A 16,285-nucleotide genomic window follows, 5' to 3' on the forward strand; every position below is an offset into this window, starting at 1 on the left:
GCGGGCCCGCCAGGCGCGAGTCGCTAGCCTCGTGAGAACAGCGAGTTCAGCTCGCCGTAAGCGACGGCCGGGGCCAAGGGCCCATACGTGCCAGCAGTCAGCAGCTCGGTAGCGGCCGATCGAGCAATCTCGTACGCGGCCTGTGCCATGCCCGAGCCGACGCTCACGCGGGCCACTCCGAGTTCCGAGAGCTGCGCGGTGTTCGGGGAGCCGGGACCTACCATCACGTTCAGCGGGCCGTTGATCGCCTCAGCCAGCGCCCTGATCGTGTCGGCGTCGCTGACTCCGGGTACGAAGACACCATCTGCTCCTGCTTCGAGGTACCGGTGCGTTCGGTGGAGGGTCTCAACGAGGCGTTGCTCCGGCGTGACCAGGCCGGCGAGGTACACGTCCGTCCGCGCGTTGATGAACATCGGCACCCCGGCGCGATCCGCTGTGCGTCGAGCCGCGCCGATACGAGCTATCAGCTCTGCTGGGGGCAGTGCGCCGTCCTCGATGTTGATGCCGACCGCACCGGCCTCGAGAACGGCGTCGACCGTCTGCTCCACGCCGTCTGCGTCGTCGGCGTAGCCGGCTTCGATGTCAGCGGTGACGGGCACGGTGACCGCGCTTGCGATCCGAGCGAGTGCCGCGATGGCCTCCTCGCGCCCGAGCGCGTTACCGTCCGCATGACCGAGTGACCATGCGACACCTGCGCTGGTGGTAGCGATGGCTGGCGCACCCGCGCTCTCGACGAGTCGGGCGCTTGCTACGTCCCAGGCGTTGGCGAGAAGGAGCGGGTGTGCGGGGTTCTGGTGCAGCATGTGGAAGGCGGCGGCCTGCGTGGTTCTGTCGTTCATCTGCTCAGTTCATCCGAGCCGCGGTCCCGTTTCTGGCGGATATCGGACGACGCGGTCAGCGTTACAGCGGTCTCGATAGCCGATCGCCAGACGAGACGTCCGGCTGTGCCTCGTGACCGTGGTCAGCGATAAAGCTCGACGCCATCATGGGTCGTCGCGCGTTCCGCCGGACGGCCCGCGAGGTGCACAGCGCCCCGAGGCCGTGCTGCACCTGGGGGCCGAGCCGCGCTGAGTTCCGCGTCGAGCGTGATTCCCGGGCGGTCGCGACCGCTGTCGTAGCCCGCCCGTGCGCATGCCGCGCGGGCGCCCGGTGCAGGCCACGAGAACGCGGGTGGCCCCCTCGGTCACCGGGCGCCCTGCGGAAGAATCGAGTCATGACCCCCACCCCTGACGTCCTCGAACTCCTCGCCTTCGCCGCCGAGCCCGGCGGCGGCAATCCCGCGGGTGTCGTCCTGGATGCCGTGGGTCTGAGCGACGCGGACATGCAGCGGATCGCGGCCGACCTGGGGCACCCCGAGACCGCGTTCGTGGGCGCCCGCGAGGGGCGCCGCGTCGCCGTGCGTTACTTCTCGCCTGACGATGAGGTGCCGTTCTGCGGGCACGCGACCGTCGCGACCGCCGTCGCGCTCGCCGAGGCCGAGGGGCCGGGGTCCTTCGTTTTCGACACCGCCGCCGGGGTCGTCGAAGTGACGACCGAGCGCGGAGCAGAGGGGCGTGTGACGGCCGGGTTCACGAGCGTCGAGCCGTACGTCGTCGACCTCGAAGCAGACGTCGCCGACCGCCTGCTCGGCCTTCTCGGGCTCTCTCACGCGGACCTCGACGAGCGGATGCCGCTGGCCCAATCGTTCGCGGGCAACCTGCACCCGGTCGTCGCGGTGCGGGAGCAGCACACGTTCGATTCCTTCACGTTCGCGCCCGCACCCGTGCGCGCTCTGCTCGACGAGCGCGGATGGAAGGGCACGATCATCGTCGTCCATGTCGACGCTGCGATCGCCGACGGCGTGGTGATCGAGGCGAGGAATCTCTTCCCGGTGGTCGACATCACCGAGGACCCCGCGACGGGCTCCGCGGCGGCGTCGCTCGGCGCGTATCTGCGCGACCGCATCGGTCTGCCGGCCCCGTTCGGATTCAGCGTCCGGCAGGGCCGACACATCGGTCGACCGAGCGTGCTGGACGTCGAGGTTCCGGCATCCGGTGGCATCGTCGTGCGGGGGTCGGCGACGCCGCTCTGATCTCGCGCCGGCGGGTCGTACCCTTGCCGGGAACCGGAGGGCTCGGCGGGGCGACCCCGCAGACGCGACCAGCGATCACATGATCCAGATGCGCTCGCCGTGGTGCACGTCGAAGCATTCGTACGGGCCGAGGTCGTCGATCGCCCTCACGACCGTGCCGTTCTCGAACGTCAACGCGAGGCTCGAGGGCGCGTCGACTCCCACCGCCGTCACGGTCAGCGCGAGCAGGTCGAGCAGCGGCGCCGCGAGAGCGCGGGAGTCTTCGGCGGATCTCTCGTCGCCGCCCGGGACGGTCACGGCGAGCGGCCCCTCGACGTCGAGGCCCACGCCTTCGTCGAAGAACAGCGACACCTTGTAGCGGCCGAAGGTCACGGCATCCAGCCGTCGCCCCTCGAAGAAGTCGAACGTCTCGTCCGCGGGAATGCCGTACACAGCGGTCAGCCTAGGCGGCGTCCCCGCCGGCCAGCCGCCACACGCGGTCGCGCGAGAACGGCAGCTCGTACCCGCGTCGCCCGAGCGCGCGCGACACGGCGTTGCCGATCGCGGCTCCCACGGGGTTGTACGGCGACTCGCTCATCGACTTCGCGCCGAACGGACCCAGGGTGTCGTCGGTCTCGGCGAAGTACACCTCGGTGTCGGGCACGTCGGCGAACTGCGGCACGCGGTACGTGCGGAACACCGGGTTCTGCACGACGCCGTCCTCGAGGTAGACCTCTTCGTAGAGCGCCCCACCCAGGGCCTGAGCCGCTCCGCCCTCGATCTGCCCACGGCACTGCGCAGGGTTGATGACGACTCCGGCGTCCGCCGACTGAATGGACTGCAGCACCTTCACCGTCCCCGTCTCGGGGTCGACCGCGACGCGCACGGCGTGCACGTTGAACGCGAGCGAACGGAAATCGCCGAACTCCGCGCCGTCCGCGGTGAGCTCTCCCGCGCCCCCGGCCTCGACGATCCGCGCCCACGAGACGACCTCACCTCCGGATCGGATTCCGGATGCCACGATCTCGGCCTCCGCGGCATCGCTCTGCGTGAGGTCGGCGGCGAGGGCGAGCATCCGCCGCTTCAGCGCGAGGCAGGCGCCGTAGAGCGCCTTGCCGGCGACCACCGTTCCCGCCGAGGCGAACGCTCCGGTGTCGTGGCGCACCGCGTCGGTGTCGGCGGCCCATAGCTCGAGCCGCTCCGGGGCCGCGTCGAGCACGGTCGCGGCGATCTGCCGGTGCACGGTCGAGGTGCCGTTGCCGAACTCCGCCGTACCCACGCGCAGCAGGTACGTGCCGTCGGGGCGCAGGGTCGCGCTCGTGTGGGCGATGTGCCCGCGTGGCGCCATGGTCGCGATCATCGCGGCGGCCATGCCCTCGCCGACGAGCCAGCCCGCCGGGGCCTCGGCGCCGTTGCCGCGCCGCAGCGCCTCCTGCGCGAGGTCGAGGCACTGGTCGAGACCGTAGCTGCCCCAGATGAGATCTTCCTCGTGGGGCTCCTCGCCGTCGTCGGGGTGCAGGGAGTCGCCCTCTCGGACGGCGTTGATGCGGCGCAGGTCGAAGGGGTCGATGTCGAGCGCTTCCGCGAGGGCGTCCATCGCGGACTCGACCGCGAAGACCACCTGCCCGAGCCCGTACCCGCGGAACGCTCCCGACGGCGGGTTGTTCGTGTAGACCGCCTCGGCGTCGATCCACTTCACCGGAACCCGGTACAGCGTCGTCGATTCGGCGCACGAGTGGAAGAGCACGCCGATGGCATGGTTGCCGTAGGCCCCGGTGTCGCTCAGCACGTCGATCTTCATCGCGGTGAGGGTGCCGTCGGCATCCGCTCCCAGCGTCGTCTTCACGCGCATCGGATGCCGGAGCGAGGCCCGCATGAACTGATCGGTGCGCGAGAACTCGTAGGCGACGGGCCGACCGAGCTTGAGCACGGCGAGAGCGGTGAGGTCCTCGGTGAACAGCTCCTGCTTGCCGCCGAAGCCGCCGCCGACGCGCGTCGCGTACACGCGGACGCGATCGCGCTCCAGGCCGAACACGTGCGCGAGTTCGTCGCGCGCGAGGAACGGCACCTGGGTCGACGAGCGGATCACCAGGCGCCCCTCGTCGTCGAGCCAGCCGATGGCGCCGTGCGTCTCGAGGGCCGCGTGCGTGACGCGCGACGACCTCCACTCGCCGGTCACGGTGGTGTGGCTGGCATCCAAGGCGGCCTCGATGTCACCGCCGTGGCCCACGTGGAACCCGGCCACGACGTTGCGGCCGGCCTCCATCACGCGTTCGGCGGGTGTGCGTTCGGGATGCAGCAGGGGAGCACCGGGCTGACGCGCCTGCTCGGGGTCGAAGACCGCGGGCAGCACCTCGTACTCGACGGCGATCGCTCGGCATCCGGCATCCGCGGCCTCCGCCGTCTCGCCGACGACGGCGACGACCCGCTGACCCACGTGCCGCACGACGTCGTCGAGCATGCGCGTGTCGTCGGGGTCGTCGGTGCGGTGCTCGTGCCGCCCGGTCGAATACCGCACGGCGGGGACGTCTTCGTGGGTGAAGACGGCGACGACCCCGGGGATCGCCCGCGCCGCCGCGGTGTCGATCGAGACCACGCGGGCATGCGCGTGCGGCGACGTCACGACGCGCAGCACGAGCGGCGGACCGCCGGGCACGGGCTCGTCGAAGGTGAAGGGCTCGCGTCCCTGGACGATGCGCCGCGCGGCCTCGGGAACGACCGAGGTGCCGACGCGTCCGGCCGGGGAGGGTCCGGATGCCGCGGTCTCGCCGTGCCACTCGCACGACGCGCCGCACGAGGGGTCGGGGGTTCGCGCCCCCGTCTCGCGCACCGGCCCGAGCACCGACTGGCGGATGGCCTCGCGGATCGGGCGGTATCCGGTGCAGCGGCAGAGGTTGCCCTTCATGCGGCGGTCGAGGTCGGGCAGGTCGTCGGCGGTGAGGGTGGATGCCGTGACGCTCATGCCCGGCGTGCAGAACCCGCACTGGAAGCCGAAGCCGGTCGCCAAGGCCTCCTGCACGGGATGCAACTCGTCGCCGGGGGCGAGGCCCGCGGCGGTGGTGATCGCGCGACCCTCGAGCCGCATCGCGGGGATGATGCACGAGTGGGTGGGTGTGCCGTCGAGGAGCACGGAGCACGCGCCGCAGTCGCCCGCGTCGCAGCCCTTCTTGACCTCGACGTGGCCGGCCTCGCGCAGCAGCGTGCGGGCACTCTGACCGGGGCGGGGGTCGACCTCGACCGGGGCGCCGTTGACCTCGAACCTCACGCGACGCCTTCCTGCAGCTCGCGCGCGAAGCGCGCGCGCAGTCGTTCCGCGAGCACGACGCTGACGCCCCGACGCCAGTCCGCGCTTCCCAGCGGATCCGTGTAGAAGTCGCTCGCGGCGGCCACGGCATCCCGCAGCTCTCCCGCCCCGGGCACCTGCGGAAAGCGCAGCACGCGGGGCCGGCGCACCGCCGCCGTCACGACGAAGACGGCGGTGCCGTCGGGGTCGACGCGGGCCGTGACGACGGCCCCTGACCGGCCGAGCTCCGCGAGCGCGATCTTCTGCAGCCCGACCCGCGCCTCCAGCGCGCGGGCCGGAACGTCGAGGGCGCGCACGATCTCACCGGGGTTCAGGGAGGTCGCGGCATTGTCGACCACCAGGTCCGCCACGGCGATCCGGCGTTCTCCGCCGTCGGGCGTCCAGACCACCGCCGTGGCATCAAGGGTCGACAAGAGCGCGATCATGGCGCCGGCAGCGAATGCCTGACACACGTTGCCGCCGACGGTGGCGGTGTTCCAGATCTTGAACGAGGCCAGCAGCGCGTCTGCGGCGGGGCGCGCGAGAGCGAGGGAGGTCCAGGCGGTGGGGGCCTCGTGCTCGACCCACGAGAGGAGCCGCGCGATGGTGCACGTCGCACCGATGCGCAGGCCCTCGTCGGTGATCTCGAGGTCGGGCCAGTCGAGGGTCGTCAGGTCGACGAAGCCGGTGGTGCCGGGCTGGGGCTCGCTCATGATCCAGGTGCCGCCGGCGAGCACGACCTCGCCGGGCGCGAGAGCGAGATCGGCGCGCGTGCGTGCGGCGCGGTACGAGCTGACGGTGGTGATGTCCATCACTCAACCCGCCAGGATCCGGCCCGACCAGCGGCCGTCGGCGAGCGTGTAGTGCTGGCGCGTGCTCTGACCGATCGGGTCGCCGCGCCAGAACGTCAGCGTCACCGGGCGCAGCCGGAACCCGACCCACCGCTCGGGCGGGTCGAGCGCGGGGTGGGCGTCGGAGAACTCCGCCCACAGGTGGTGCCGCGCGTCGACCGGAAGGTGGGCGTTCTCGTGCGTGTTCAGCCACGCGAGCAGCTGCAGGTAACGGGATCGCTCCCGGTAGACGGCCGCCGCCTCGGCGGCGCTCACCGGCTCGACGATTCCGCGCACGACGAGCTGGCGGCCGACCTCGGGCCACGCCACGGCCATCGCCGCGACCGGGTTGGCGGCGATCTCGGCGACCTTCGTGCTCGCAGAGTCGGTGTGGAAGAAGACGCCCGTGGCGTCCCGGTCGCTGATCAACACGTGCCGGAGCGAAGGGATGCCGTCGAGCCCGACGGTCGAGAGAGCGGCGAGGGGGCGCAGTTCCCCCTCGTGGGGCGGGAGCCACTGCTGGACGAGCTCCAGCGGATCGTCGACGAGCGCGTCGATGTCGTCGACGTCGGAACCGAACGTGGTGCCGGCCGTGATCATGGCCACCTCCGTGGGCTGCAGCGGGTAGGCCCGAGCGTAGGCAGCCCGCGTTTCGGCGATGTTGCCGCCATGAACATTCGTCGAAACACGCGTTTCCTACACTCCGGTCATGACCCTGCTGCCACTGATCGACGCGTGCCCCAAGCGCATGGAGTACGGCCCCTGCGGCGGGGTCGGCTTCGACGGCTCGTGCGAGATCGACGCGAGCCATCGCTGCGCCTTCCTCGACCGGCCGACCGTCGCGTGGACGGGCGTCGATCGGTCCGAGCGTCCGGCCCCGGCGCCCCGCACGGCCGCTGCCGAGGCCACCCTCGCCGCCCTCGGCACCCGCCCCTGGGTGGTGGCCGACCTTCCTGCCCGCGCGCTCAGCGTCGCCTCGATCGACGCGTGCGCGGACGTGCTCTCGGGACCGGTGGATGCCGTTCTCGCCGGCGACGCGGGAAGCGCGCGGGTGCAGTTCCCTCCGGCGTATCGCGCGCATCTGCTGCAGCGGCGCGGCCTGCGCGTGTGGACCGGCCTGAACATGCGCGACCGCAACCGGGTGGCGATCGAGGGGGAGCTCGCCGCCCTCGCGGTCGAGGGGGTGGCGGGTGTGCACTGCGTCACCGGCGACCACACCCGCACCGGCCACCGGCCCGATGCCGCCCCCGTCTTCGACCTCGACTCCACCGAGGCCGCCGCCCTCGCCCGGGCCGCCGGACACGTCGTGTCGGTCGCCGCCTCTCCCGCCGCGCCGCCCGTCGAGCGCCGCGCCGCTCGCCTGCGCGAGAAGCTGCGCGCCGGCGCCGACGTCTGCTTCGTGAACCACGCCGGCGGGGCGGCGCCCGTGCGCCGGTTCATCGACGAGGTGGGCGAGGGCGTCCGCTTCATCCCCTGCGTCCCCGTCGTGGTCGACCACGCGTCGGCCGACCTGCTGGAGTCGTTCACCACGCTGGTGCTGCCCGAGGGGTTCCTCGATCGCGTACGGTCCGCCCGCGACCCGCGCGCGGAGGGGATCGCCCTGGCCGTCGCGCTCGCCGAGGAGATGCTCGCGCTGCCCGGCGTCGTCGGTGTGAACCTCTCCGGGGGGCGCGACGGCGCCGAGGAGTCGTTCGCCGAGGCGCTCGCGGAGGTGGCACGGCGGCTTCGGTGACGGCCCGACCGTGGGTCGCGGCGGGCCATACTCCTGAAATTCCGCCGGTCGGGTGCCGGGGCGCGCCGATTCCCCGCGGCTCCAGCCGGCGCGGCTGACGGTTCTCAGGAGTTTCGCCCGGCCCGGGCGGGGCCACGTGCCCGCGTCAGTGCATGATCATGCCGCCGGTGACGTTGATCGCCTGACCGGTGAGATAGCCGCCCGCGGGCGACGCGAGGAAGTGCGTCACCCCCGCCACGTCCTCGGGCGCGCCCAGTCGCCCGAGCGGCGACTTCGCGCTCCATGTGCGCACGTCGTCGTCGGAGCGGGTGTCGGCGCCCATGTCGGTGAGCACGTATCCGGGGCACACGGCGTTGACGCGCACACCGTGGCATCCCCACTCCTGTGCCCCCGCGCGCGTGAGCGCGACGACCGCGGCCTTCGATGCGGCGTAATGTCCCTCGCCGCCGCCGCCCTGTTTGGCGGCCATGCTCGCGATGTTGACGATCGAGCCGGCGCGCGCCTCGAGCATGACCGGCGCGACGGCCTGCATCGTCACGAGCGTCGCGCGGGCGTTGATGTCGAGCACGAGGTCCCAGTCGTCGACGGTGATGTCGAGGAGCGAGACGTGCTGGAACACCCCGGCGCAGTTGACGAGCACATCGATCCCCCCGAGCGCGGCGATCGCCTCACCCACCGCGCGGCGGGTGTCGAGGGGATCTCGCAGGTCGACGGAGAAGAAGAGGGATGCCGGCTCAGCGGCGGGAGCGCGACGATCGAGAACCGCGACCCGCGCACCGTCCGTCACGAACCTCTCCACGATCGCGGCGCCGATACCGCCGGATCCTCCCGTGACGATCACGCGCTGAGACATAAGGCTCCTTCCGGGGGGCGTCGGGTCGCCCTCGGCCGCACGGTACGCCCGTCGGTGATCGAGACGACGACGCCGCTGTTTCGGCGACGTAACGGGGCGGGCGGTGAGCGACGTCGTCGGGAGCCACCGCTCAGGGCGCGGTCGACGCCGCGAGCAGACCCCAGACGAGGGCCGCGTCGACCTCGATCCGCGCATCGGTCCCGCGCGAGCGCCACGCGTCGCGGTCGAAGACGTAGGCGCGCTCGACCTCGAGCACATAGAGCCGTTTGCGCGGGATGCCGGCGATCGCGGCGACCTCCGCCGCAAGGCCGGAGGCATCGACCGCATCGCGCGGCAGCCGTGCCGAGAGGACGTCGTGCACCGCTGCCCCGCCCACCTCGCGCGCGCGGAAGGCGAACTGCACCCCGTCGGCGTCGGAGACATCCGCCGAGGAGTCGTACACGACCCCCGACGCCACTCCCGCGGAGACGATCGCGCGCGCGTGCCGCGACTCTCGATCGGATTCGACGTAGAGGCCGCCCGGCAGCAGCCGGTACTGCGCGGCGGCGGTCCATGGCCCTTCGGCGTCGGCCGTTCCGATCACGACGAAGCGCTCCGCGGCGAGGATCCCGGCGGCTCGCTGTTCCGGCGAAGGCATGACGCCATCGTGCGGGAGCTGGACGACGCCCGTGTTTCGGCGGCGTGAAAGATGGTCGTCCGCGCCGGGTCGGCGGCATCCCTCGCTCTACGCTCGACTCACCGCCGCCCGCCGCCTTCCCGTCGAGTGTCCAGAATACGCCGCCACGGAAGAGCCCGCGCGGCGTGTTCTGGACACTCGACAGAAGGGCACCCGTGGCCGACGCCGTGCACCCCGCGATCACCGACCTCGCCGTGCGCGCTCATCTCGAGCGCCTCGCCGCCCGGGCGGGCACGATCCCCTCCGGAGCGACGGATGCCGAGGGCGACGACGCCGCGCGCCTCTCGGAGCTGCGGGCGAACCCGTCGTGGGTCCGCGTGCCCGACGACGACAGCCTCGAATCGATCGACCTCGAGGCCGAGGGCCTGGCCCTGCGCCTGTACCGCCCGCGCGCCGAACACCGCGGAACCCTGGTGTTCGCCCACGGCGGCGGATGGGTCGCCGGAAACCTCGACAACAACGACGCCCTGTGCCGCGCGCTCGCGGTCGCCACCGGCACGCAGGTGCTCAGCGTCGACTACCGCCTCGCGCCCGAGCATCCCTTCCCGGCCGGCCTGGACGACCTCGACCGCGCGCTGCGCTTCGCCGCGACGGGGGCGGACGGACTCATCGACCCCGCGCTCCTCGGCGTCGCCGGGCACAGCGCGGGCGGCAACCTCGCGGCCGCGCTCGCATTGCGTGCGCGGGACGGCCGGGCTCCCGGCATCCGGTGTCAGGTGCTGCTGTGCCCGGTGCTCGACGCGCCCGATCCGACCCGTCCGAGCTATCGCGCCCACACCGACGACCTGCCGCTGACCGCGCGCGGCATGCAGTGGTACTGGGGGCTGTACGTCCCGGATGCCGTGGGCGCCGTGCCCGTCGGGGCGGCCCCGTTGCGTGCCCCCGACGTGGCCGGATCCGCACCCGCCGTGATCGTCGCCGCGGCGGTGGACCCGCTGTCGGACGAGGCGGAGGAGTACGCGGAACGACTCTTGGCCTCCGACGTCCCGACGACGTTCGTGCGCCGCGAGGGCGTGCCGCACCTCTTCCTGGTGTTACCCTCGACGCCCGCGCGCGACGAGGTGCTCGCGCAGATCGGGCCGGCCGTGCGGGCGGCGTTCGTGTGACCCCGAGACGCCGGATGCCACGAACCCGGCGGGGTCCGTGGCATCCGGCGTCTCGAAGGGGTCAGGCTCCGACGAGCTCGCGCTTGGCCTCCGCCTCGGCGACGTCGTCGGCCTCTCGGCGGCGGCGGCCGTTCGTCTCGGGAGTGAGGACGGCGGCGATGAGGCCGACCAGGCCGTAGAAGCTGAAGAGCACCGCCGGGCCCACCCACCCGAAGGCCTGGAAGAGGCTCACGGCCCAGAAGGCCGTGAAGCCCGACACGACCGCGGAGAGCTGATAGGCCAGCGAGGCACCCGAGGATCGCGTGCCGGTGTTGAACAGCTCGGGGAACCAGGACGCCTGCGTTCCGGCGAGGGAGTTCTGGCAGATCGCGAAGCTGAAGACGAACACCGCGACGATGAGCGGGAACACCCCGGTATTGGCGAGGAGGAACAGGGGGATGCCGGACAGCAGGATCATCGTCGTGCCGAAGACGTAGACGGGCTTGCGGCCGATGCGATCGGTGAGCCATCCCCAGAACAGTGTCGCGGGGAAGCCGACGAGTGCGGCGACGACGATCGCGAGGATGGTCTGCGACGGGTCGGCGAGCTGGTTGCTCTTGAGGTACGACGACATGTAGGTGATGGCGATCGCGTACCCGGCGGTCTCGGCGATGCGCATGCAGAAGGCGCGCAGCAGGTTCTGCCAGTCGGAGCGCAGGACGCTGAGGAGGGGGTTCTTCTCGATCTTGCCCTCCTCCTTGATCTCCTCGAATTCGGGCGACTCCTCCACCTTCAAGCGGATGTAGAGACCGGCGAACACCAGCAGGGCGGAGAGCAGGAAGGGCGTGCGCCACTTCCAGTCGTCGGGCAGTCCCGAGCTGGCGAAGAACGCCAGGTTGGCCAGCAGCAGCCCCAGCGGGAAGCCCGCCTGCGGCAGAGCGCCGAACGCACCCTTGCGGCGCCAGGGGGCGTGCTCGTACGTCATGAGGATCGCGCCGCCCCACTCGGCGCCGAACGCGAGGCCCTGGATGATGCGGGTCACCACGAGCAGGATGGGAGCGGCGACACCGACCGTGGCGTAGGTGGGCAGGATGCCGATTGCGAACGTCGCGAGGCCCATGATGAGAAGCGAGGCGATCAGCACCGGCTTGCGGCCGATCTTGTCGCCGAGGTAGCCGCCGATGATGCCGCCGATGGGGCGGGCGGCGAAGCCGACGCCGAGCGTCGCGAACGACAGCAGGGTGCCCGTAAGGGGATCGGCGTCGGGGAAGAACGCCGTTCCGAAGTACAGGGCTGCGGCGGTGCCGTAACCGATGAAGTCGTAGTTCTCGATGGTCGTGCCGACGGTGCTGCCGGCGGCAACGCGCCAGCGGTGGGGAGTGCCGAGCACCGGGGTCGACGTCGTGGCCTGTGCCATGGGTCTTCCTATCTTCTTCGATAGCCTCCGCGTGCTCCATCGATGGAGACCGGCGGGCTGAACGCTCTGGGTTCGATTGTTAACAATGCAACAGTAGGACCCTGGGCGCAACACCTCAACGGACATTTTTTCCGGATGCCACTGTCCGCGGTCGCCGCGGGCGGGTGGCCGTGTGCCGTCGTGCGGAGTCGGGTGCCGCCGCATCCGTTCCGGGCGGCTGTGCGCGGCGTGTCGCCCGCGCGCTCCGCTGGACGGCGTGCCGCAGAGACGCCCGAGGGCCCCGCCCCGCCGGATGCCGCGCACCGCACTCCGCAGGACGGCGGGCCGACGAGGGGCAGGGGTTATCGCTTCGACGATCGGGCGGTCGTCGGGTCAGCGCGAGGGAATCAGGCCTCGACGCGGTCGAGCAGGCGCTCGACGGCGGCATCCATGTGTCCGCGCAGGAACCGACGCGCGGCGTCGGGGTCGCCCTCGACGAGGATGTCGACGAGGGGCATGTGCCGGTCGATCGACATGTTCGCCACCGCCACGTCGAGTCCGCCGCTGGTCAGCGCCGCGCGGGCGAGCCCGGCGACCCGCTGCCACGACTGCAGCAGCGTGGCATTGCCGCTCAGCTCGCACAGCGTCTCGTGGAAGGCGAGGTCGGCGCGCACGCGCGCGGCGAACTCCTCGGCGGCGTTCAGCGTGTCGAGGCGCTCACGCAGCACGGCCGCCGCGTCGGAACGGTCGTCGAAGGCGCAGATCTCCTCGCACGCGAGCGACTCGAGCGCGTAGCGCACGTCGAAGATCTCGCGGATGTCGGCGGCCGACACCACCCGCACCGACAGGCGTCCGCGCGAATCGGCGGCGAGCAGGCCCTCCTGCTGCAGGTGGCGCAGAGCCTCGCGCAGCGTGCCGCGAGACACTCCGAGCGAGTCAGCCAGCTCGATCTCGCCCAGGTGCGTGCCGGGGGCCAGCTCACCCGACGACACTGCGTCGCGCAGTCGCGTGAGGATCTGCTCGCGCAGCGTGTTGCGGCTCACACTGCCGAGACCGCGCAGCGCGCTCGAGGGGGAGGTCGGCATGGAGACCAACCTAGTCGCCGCTGCTGCGAGGGGCGTCACCAGGCGCCCGCCGCCCGCAGCCGGGACCGACGGGCGCGGCTCCTCACGCGGCTCCGGGTGCTTCGTACCCGCAGATCGCCGCGACCTTCTCGGCCGACGCCGACGACGGGTCGAAGCGGTACGTGAGCCACTCCCGCACGAGACGGCGCGCGAGCTCGAGTCCGATCACGCGCTGGCCCATGCACAGCACCTGCGCGTCGTTGGAGAGCACGGCGCGCTCGACCGAGAACGAGTCGTGCGCAGTGACGGCCCGGATGCCGGGCACCTTGTTCGCCGCGATCGCGACGCCCAGGCCCGTGCCGCAGATGAGCAGCGCGCGGTCGGCGCGGCCGTCGGCGACCATGCGGGCCGCGTCCACCGCGATGTGCGGATACGCGGTGTGGCCGTCGGCATCCACTCCCACGTCGACGACGTCGACGACGAGATCGGATGCCGCGAGGTCGGCCTTGAGGGCCTCTTTGTAGTCGTAGCCGGCGTCGTCGCAGCCGATGACGAGGCGGAGGGGTTCGAGCGCGGTCATGAGTGTCCTTCCAGGATGAGCGGGAGCGCCGGGGTGGAGTCCCCGAGCGCGAGGTCGGTGAGGGCGGCGACGGCCAGCGCGAGCGAGACGGCGCCCGCGTCGGGGGTGCCGACGCTGCGTTCGGCGAGGGGACGGGCGCGGCCGAGGCGCGGCGTGAGGGCGGCGGTGGCGCCGGCCGCCGTGATCGCGGTGGCGCGGGCGGAGCGGAGGGTCGCGGCATCCGCGGGTCCGTCCGAGAGGGCCTCGGACCAGGGCAGCAGCACGTCGACCATGGTCTTGTCGCCGAGGGTCGCGCCGCCGGTTCCGGTGATGGCGTCGCCCCCGGCCCGCAGGGCCGTGATGAGGCGCGCGGTATCGGCGGACTCGGTGTCGCCGAGAGACGCGCCGACGGCACGCAGGGCTCCCCCCCACAGGGCTCCCGACGTACCGCCGGCGACGTCCGACCAGGCGGTGCCGGCGCGGGCGAGCAGGGTTCCGGCCCCGGCTCCGCGCTCGGCGGCGGCTCGCGCGGCGTCGAGCGCCGCGCGGGTGCCGCGCTCCATGCCGATCCCGTGATCGCCGTCTCCGGCGACCGCGTCGATCCGCCCGAGCTCCACGGCATGGGTGGCCATCGTGGTGTGCAGCGTCTCGAGGGCGAGCAGCACCCCCGCGGCCAGGTTCTGGGACGCGGGCGTCCCGGGCTCGATCTCCGCGCCCGAGACCACGGCGCGTCGACGCAGGTCGTCGCGGGCGTCGGCGTCCAGCTGCGCGGCGGGCCGGGCGCTGCCCTTGCGGTAGCCGGGCGTGAGGCTGGGCGAGGTCCACCGGCGCTCGAGCTCGTCGTCGAGCCAGACGAGCGTGAGCGAGATGCCCGCCATGTCGAGGCTCGTGCACAGCTCGCCGATGTCGGGGCTCACGACGGTGACGCCCGCGGCATCCAGCAGCTGCGACACGCGGCGCCACACGACGAAGAGCTCTTCGTACTTGACCGTGCCGAGACCGTTGAGCAGCGCGGTGACGCGCTGGCCGCGGGCCCGGTCGACGCCGTCGGGGAGCTCGTCGAGAAGCCGGTCGACGAGCATCGCGGCGAGGTCGTCGGCCGAGGCGATCGGCACGTCCTTCACGCCCGGTTCGCCGTGGATGCCGAGCCCCAGCGACATCATCCCCTCGGGGACGCGGAAGAGCGGCCCGTCGGCGCCGGGCAGCGTGCAGCCGTCGAAGGCGACGCCGAAGGTGCGCGTGCGGCCGTTCGCGTGGCGCCCCGCCGCGACGACCTCGTCGAGGGGGAGACCCTCGTCGGCGGCCGCGCCGAGCACCTTGAAGACGACGAGGTCGCCGGCGATGCCGCGACGCTTGTCGATCTGGTCGCGGGGGGCGCTGGCGACGTCGTCGGTGACGAGCACGATGCGCGCGTCGATCCCCTCGTCTGCGAGGCGCGTAGCCGCTTCGCCGAAGTGCAGGACGTCGCCGGCGTAGTTGCCGAAGGTGAAGATCACGCCCTGCCCGCGATCGGCGGCGCGGCCGACCGCGACCGCCTGCGAGGCCGAGGGTGAGGAGAAGATGTTGCCCACGACGGCGCCGTGCGCGAGGCCCGTGCCGACGAGGCCGCAGAACGCGGGGTAGTGGCCCGAGCCGCCGCCGGCGAGGACGGCGACGCTGTCGTAGGCGGTGCTGCGCACGACGCCGCCGGGCACGGGGGCGACCATGTCGGGGTAGGCGGCGGCGAATCCCTCGAGCATCTCGGCGGGGAAATCGGCCGGGTCATTGAACAGTCGGGTCATCGTCGACCTCCGGTGAGGAGCGGTGGAACACGTTCAGTGTTTGAATGTTAACAATAGAACAGATAGTGTCATCGTCAAGCCCGGATGGGCGTCACACTCGAGGAGGAGAACCGTGGCCGTCATCGACCCCCGCATCACGTGCTCGACCATCACGCTGCGCCACCTGCCACTCGCAGAGGCGCTTGCCGAGATCCGCGCCCGCGGCTTCGAGGGCATCGACCTCGGCGCCCTCCCCGGCGTCTGCGACCACGTGCCCTTCGAGCTGGACGAGGCGGCCGTGACCGCCGTGGCCGCCACCGTCGTGGCATCCGGTCTCCGCGTCCGGTCGGTGAACGCCGACGTGGGCGATCTCAACCACCCGGACTCCGGCGGGTCGGCCGCCCGCCGCGCCGCGCACGTCGACCGGCTGCTCGACCTGTGCGTCGCGATCGGGTCCGATGCGCTCGTGCTCCCCAACGGCGCGCAGGAGCACACCCCCGTCGTCGACCTCGACGCCGACCTCGACCTCGTCGCCGCGCGTCTCGTCGAGATCTCCGCGACCGCCCGCGCCCGCGGCGTCGAGCTGTGGGTCGAGGCACCGCACTTCTTCCGCCTCGCGTACGACCTCGACCGCGCGGGTGCCTTGCTCTCGCGTCTGCCCGCCGGGATCGGCGTCGTGCTCGACACCAGCCACATCGTCGCGGGAGGCGGCGATCCCCGCGACTTCCTCGACGCGCACGCCGCGCGCACGCGCCACGTGCACCTGCGCGACGCCGAGCCCGGGTACATCCATCACTCGATCGGCCGCGGACGGGTGGACTTCGCCGACCTCGCCGCCGCGCTCGCCGAGGTCGGCTACACCGGTGACCTCGCGCTCGAGCTCGAGACGCGCGATACCGCCGACGCCGATCGGGCGGATGCCGCCCGTGCCGCGGCCGAACACCTCAGCGCCCTGCTCGCCGCAGCGATCGTCCCCGTGTGACCAACGCCACCCGTT

Annotated in this window: 15 protein-coding genes; 4 read left to right on the plus strand and 11 right to left on the minus strand. The window is 72.3% G+C overall.

The genetic code is table 11. The features are described from left to right. Window positions 1-23 precede the first annotated feature (23 nt). Window positions 24-803 (minus strand): isocitrate lyase/PEP mutase family protein, encoded by a 780-nt coding sequence (locus NE358_RS00985; protein ID WP_499318163.1) that lies wholly within the window; start codon window positions 801-803, stop codon window positions 24-26. A 410-nt stretch (window positions 804-1,213) separates the two neighbouring features. On the opposite strand from NE358_RS00985, the gene NE358_RS00990 reads away from it, so the two are divergent. Further along, entirely contained in the window at window positions 1,214-2,071 is an 858-nt protein-coding gene (locus tag NE358_RS00990) for a PhzF family phenazine biosynthesis protein (protein WP_289940571.1), read from the plus strand. A gap of 75 nt (window positions 2,072-2,146) precedes the next feature. Here the strand turns inward: NE358_RS00990 and NE358_RS00995 are convergent, their stop codons facing one another. Genes NE358_RS00995 through NE358_RS01010 form a run of 4 tightly spaced genes read right to left on the minus strand, consistent with a single transcriptional unit; the run spans window position 2,147 to window position 6,763 of the window. Then, window positions 2,147-2,503 carry a DUF6188 family protein gene (locus NE358_RS00995; RefSeq protein ID WP_289940573.1) on the minus strand — a complete coding sequence of 119 codons (357 nt, stop codon included), beginning with the start codon at window positions 2,501-2,503 and terminating at the stop codon, window positions 2,147-2,149. Window positions 2,504-2,513: 10 nt separating this feature from the next. Then, on the minus strand, window positions 2,514-5,315 hold the full coding sequence (locus NE358_RS01000) for a molybdopterin-dependent oxidoreductase (protein ID WP_289940575.1): 2,802 nt from the start codon (window positions 5,313-5,315) through the stop codon (window positions 2,514-2,516). Beyond that, entirely contained in the window at window positions 5,312-6,145 is an 834-nt protein-coding gene (locus NE358_RS01005) for an FAD binding domain-containing protein (protein ID WP_289940576.1), read from the minus strand. Before NE358_RS01005 ends, NE358_RS01000 begins: the two co-directional genes overlap by 4 nt. Before the next feature lie 3 nt (window positions 6,146-6,148). Beyond that, entirely contained in the window at window positions 6,149-6,763 is a 615-nt protein-coding gene (locus NE358_RS01010) for a pyridoxine/pyridoxamine 5'-phosphate oxidase (RefSeq protein WP_289940577.1), read from the minus strand. A 109-nt stretch (window positions 6,764-6,872) separates the two neighbouring features. Here NE358_RS01010 and NE358_RS01015 point away from each other — a divergent pair, with 109 nt between their 5' ends. Further along, window positions 6,873-7,895, plus strand: a complete 1,023-nt coding sequence (locus NE358_RS01015; RefSeq protein ID WP_289940579.1) for a methylenetetrahydrofolate reductase C-terminal domain-containing protein — start codon at window positions 6,873-6,875, stop codon at window positions 7,893-7,895. Window positions 7,896-8,040: 145 nt separating this feature from the next. On the opposite strand, the gene NE358_RS01020 is transcribed toward NE358_RS01015, so the two are convergent. Then, window positions 8,041-8,748 (minus strand): SDR family NAD(P)-dependent oxidoreductase, encoded by a 708-nt coding sequence (locus tag NE358_RS01020; RefSeq protein ID WP_103206995.1) that lies wholly within the window; start codon window positions 8,746-8,748, stop codon window positions 8,041-8,043. A 130-nt stretch (window positions 8,749-8,878) separates the two neighbouring features. Beyond that, window positions 8,879-9,385 (minus strand): hypothetical protein, encoded by a 507-nt coding sequence (locus tag NE358_RS01025; RefSeq protein ID WP_141378347.1) that lies wholly within the window; start codon window positions 9,383-9,385, stop codon window positions 8,879-8,881. A gap of 194 nt (window positions 9,386-9,579) precedes the next feature. Between NE358_RS01025 and NE358_RS01030 the strand changes: the two genes are divergently transcribed. After that, window positions 9,580-10,530, plus strand: coding sequence for an alpha/beta hydrolase (locus NE358_RS01030; RefSeq protein WP_289940586.1), 951 nt, complete (start codon window positions 9,580-9,582; stop codon window positions 10,528-10,530). Window positions 10,531-10,591: 61 nt separating this feature from the next. Here the strand turns inward: NE358_RS01030 and NE358_RS01035 are convergent, their stop codons facing one another. The 4 genes from NE358_RS01035 to NE358_RS01050 form a co-directional block, all read right to left on the minus strand. Then, the gene (locus tag NE358_RS01035; RefSeq protein WP_103206993.1) at window positions 10,592-11,926 is read right to left on the minus strand and encodes an MFS transporter; all 1,335 of its coding nucleotides are present in this window, start codon (window positions 11,924-11,926) and stop codon (window positions 10,592-10,594) included. 386 nt (window positions 11,927-12,312) lie between these two features. Beyond that, complete coding sequence (locus NE358_RS01040; protein WP_103206992.1) at window positions 12,313-12,990, minus strand: GntR family transcriptional regulator; 678 nt, start codon at window positions 12,988-12,990, stop codon at window positions 12,313-12,315. 82 nt (window positions 12,991-13,072) lie between these two features. Beyond that, on the minus strand, window positions 13,073-13,549 hold the full coding sequence (locus NE358_RS01045; protein ID WP_103206991.1) for a ribose-5-phosphate isomerase: 477 nt from the start codon (window positions 13,547-13,549) through the stop codon (window positions 13,073-13,075). Then, window positions 13,546-15,309 carry a dihydroxyacetone kinase family protein gene (locus tag NE358_RS01050; protein ID WP_289940589.1) on the minus strand — a complete coding sequence of 588 codons (1,764 nt, stop codon included), beginning with the start codon at window positions 15,307-15,309 and terminating at the stop codon, window positions 13,546-13,548. The genes NE358_RS01045 and NE358_RS01050 overlap by 4 nt, the downstream gene beginning before the upstream one ends. 112 nt (window positions 15,310-15,421) lie before the next feature. Here NE358_RS01050 and NE358_RS01055 point away from each other — a divergent pair, with 112 nt between their 5' ends. After that, window positions 15,422-16,270 (plus strand): sugar phosphate isomerase/epimerase family protein, encoded by an 849-nt coding sequence (locus NE358_RS01055; RefSeq protein WP_103206989.1) that lies wholly within the window; start codon window positions 15,422-15,424, stop codon window positions 16,268-16,270. Window positions 16,271-16,285 lie beyond the last annotated feature (15 nt).

The sequence above is a fragment of the Sphingomonas sp. G5 genome (assembly GCF_052660795.1).